Raw genomic sequence first — 3,549 nt, 5'->3', positions numbered from 1 at the left:
ATATAATAATATGTGCGCGGTTCTGTGATGTGCCTTTTATCTTGACGCATTGCTTATCCCCCCTTTGAAAGTTATTTTATCAAAATGAGTCTTACTGATGTACATTTTCGTAGCACTATAGACTGTTCAAGAAAATAGCAACATAAAAATGTAACTTTTTAGCAATATGGATTCTATTGTGATATTTTTGCAATAAAAGCATATAAAGATTTTCTACAACCTAAAAGTTTATAACGTCATCAAATATTATGCTTATCTCTAGATAAATACTGTGCGTCTGTAAAAAAAATCACCCTCATTTCAATAAATGAGGGCGAATGTTTTGTTCAGTTTTCGTTGTTCGTATTATTTTATTTTCAGAGTGATTGCACCACCTATTCCCCAATGACCACCAGCGCTCGTGGCAGAGAGATTAGAGCGGATTTTTCCGTTTTCAGATGTATAACCAGCACCAATAGCAAATGCGGATTGTCCACGCCATGCCCCGCTACCAAATGAGACACTCAAAGAGCCTGGATCGTCAAAGTAACGTAGGTTAGATACTGCTAGACCAACGGCGGCTGCTTGTCTTGCCTCTTTGTGTACGCTCTTAATGTCATAACTAAACGTTTCAAATTTTATATCGGTGTGGGATTTCGACTCGTTAACACCATTACTCATCGCATTATCCTTGGATTCAGAAAAATATTTATCTACATATTTTTTCGCATCATCAAAAACTGTCTTAATCTGCTGCTCATTGTCATGTAACAACTACCAACCAACCCCCTCTACGACTTCTGTCAAATTTGTGTAAAACACACCACTCTTCAGACATTTTCTCTTTTTATTTTCAACATTAATGCTGGCATTGTTATTTGCTTATTTGTGGGAACCGTTCTTTTTTGTGGGAACCGTTCTTTTAATCGTGCAACTCTTTCTACCCCTGTCTTGTATAGACAGGAGCGTTTTTGAAAATAATAGTAGTGAATTTTATTAATTTAGAGTTAAACTTAATCCAACACCTACACCCCAGCGCCCTCCGGCATTTGTCACAGATAGACTAGAGCGAATATTTCCATCTTCAGATGTATAACCAGCACCAAGAGCAAATGCAGACTGATTGAGCCATATACCACTACCAAGTGCAACACTTAACTTTCCTGGTGCATCATTGTAACGTAAGTTGGACACCGCTAGACCAATGGCAGCTGCTTGTCTTGCTTCCTTGCGAACATCCTCAATAGCATAATTCAACGTCTCAAACTTCATATCCGTATAGGATTTCGACTCGTTAACACCATCACTGACAAGACTACTAACTTTCTCATCCGTATACTTTTTGGCATCTTCAAGAACTATCTTCATCTGCTCTTCAGTATAATCATGCAACTGACCACCATTAACAGCTTGCTGAGACCCTGTTTCAATCTTGCCAGCCGCCACATTGTCTATCATAACAGGTTCGCTGTCATTGCCACCTACTAACGTAATACTATTGGTCTTTTTCCCCTTACTATCTTTGTCATAGTTAACAACGCCATCTGTGACGGCTACTTCAATATCTTTCACATGTTGATCTATCGTATCTACTTTGTCTTCAACCTCTTTTACCCTCTCATTCGTGCTCCAAAGCTGACCACCATTCACAACTTCTTGCGAGCCTTCTTCTATCTTACCATCCAACACATTCGTAATCTTACTCGACTTGCCATCATGCTTCCCATCATACGCACCTTCTTCTTCATTCCAATTCAAACCATTGGTCGCCACATTCTTCTCAACATCATGAATACGGTCGTTGATACTCGTCATACCTTCACTGACACCATCAAAGGCTCCTGCTACATCATGATAAATCTTCTTTTCAGGCGAAATACCATCAGAATTGAATTGTGCAACCTTGAATTCTGGGGACCTCCATTCACCTCCTTCATAGCTAGCCCCTCCTCCTAAATACATCGCTAGCGTCTGATGCAATGAATAAAGCTGATTGCCCGTAATCGCCTCTGTCGAACCTTCAGAAATATCCCCATCTAAAAGTGACTTCAGTTTGCTCCTACTTCTTTTATCCCCCTTCCCATGAAGCGCTACAAACGCACTATCTTCATCACTCCACAACAACGCATTCTGCTCAATATTATTTGAAATCTCATTATGAAGCTTTGTGAATGAATTGCTTACACCAGCAAATGCGTCCGCAATATTGGGATAGCTATGCTCTTCTGGACTGCCATCATCATTAAAAGTCGTAACTTTGAAAGTAGGCGCTACCCATTGACCATCTTCATAGTGAGCGCCACCACCAAAATAAGTCGCTAGCGTCTGATGCAATGAATAAAGCTGAGAACCATTCACTGCTTCCGTCGAGCCTTCAGAGAGTGTTCCAGCTTTCACACCAGAGAGACTACGTGTATCACCATTCATGTTTGAAATTGTGAGTGCACTACCCTCTTTTTCACCACCTATCTTAATCACCTTCGTAGCATCATCCTGCTTAACAAGACTATCTCCTACAACTTTATTAATCTCATTCTTAAGCTCTTTGTGAATATTCGTGAATGAATTCCCTACACCAGCAAATGCTTTAGCAACATCATCATAGCTCTGCTCTTCAACGACACTGCCATCTTCTTTGACGATCTTAACCTTGAAGCTTGGAGAACTCCATTCGCCATTCATATATCCAGCACCGCCACCAAAAAATTTAGCTATATTCGTAGCTGTTGTTTCAAGATTGTTTGATACACTGTTTACATTTTGATTGGTCGAAAAAAGCTGAGAACCATTAACCGCATCACTCGATGCTTCCGAAAGAACTCCGGCTTTCACGCCTGACAGTGTCCGAGAGGCATCTCCACTATTAGCAATACTGATACTGCTGCCGCCTTTTTCTGCTCCTATCTTGATTACCTTCGTAGCATCATCCTGCTTAACAAGACTATCCCCTACAACTTTATTAATCTCATTCTTAAGCTCTTTGTGAATATTCGTGAATGAATTCCCCACACCAGCAAACGCTTTGGCAACATCATCATAGCTTTGCTCTTCAACAGCACTACCATCTTCTTTGACAATCTTAACCTTGAAGCTTGGAGCACTCCATTGACCTTCCTTATATTCAGCGCCACCACCTAAATAAGTTGCGACTGTCTTATTCGTATCAAATAGCTGAGAACCATTAACCGCATCACTCGAGCCTGAAGAAACCTCGCCATTGGAAAGAAACTTAATTTTACTGTTGACTTTCCCATCACCCTCTCCATGTGTCGCTACAAACGCCTCTGCGTCCTCATTCCACAACAACGCATTCTGCTTAATATTTTCAGTAACCTCCGTGTTGTTTTGGGTAAGCTCTTTTTGAAGATTCTCAAAAGATGTTCCTACACCCTCAAAAGCTTCCGATACAGTATCATACTTCTTCTCTTCAACTTTAGTACCATCCTCATTAACGGTCTTAACCGTGAAGGTAGGAGTGGTCCATGTGCCATTCTCATAATTAGCGCCACCGCCTAAATACTTCGCAACCTCGGTGCCTAATGTATGAAGCTGTGAACCATTCACCGCATC

At 40.8% G+C, this 3,549-nt stretch carries 2 protein-coding genes; both read right to left on the bottom strand.

Annotation, left to right across the window (positions count from 1 at the left end; all coding sequences use genetic code 11):
- Positions 1–345 precede the first annotated feature (345 nt).
- The gene (locus PVV60_RS00885; protein WP_273722494.1) at positions 346–753 is read right to left on the bottom strand and encodes a YadA-like family protein; all 408 of its coding nucleotides are present in this window, start codon (positions 751–753) and stop codon (positions 346–348) included.
- Between the two features lie 222 nt (positions 754–975).
- The coding region (locus PVV60_RS00880) for a Vomp family autotransporter (RefSeq protein WP_273722493.1) at positions 976–3,549 on the bottom strand (2,574 nt) is incomplete at its 5' end.

Source organism: Bartonella sp. AU18XJBT (assembly GCF_028618595.1).
In the GTDB taxonomy this organism is placed as follows: Bacteria; Pseudomonadota; Alphaproteobacteria; order Rhizobiales; family Rhizobiaceae; genus Bartonella.
The sequence above is the reverse complement of the archived record's forward strand: the minus strand, read 5'-3'. Positions and strand labels throughout refer to the sequence as shown.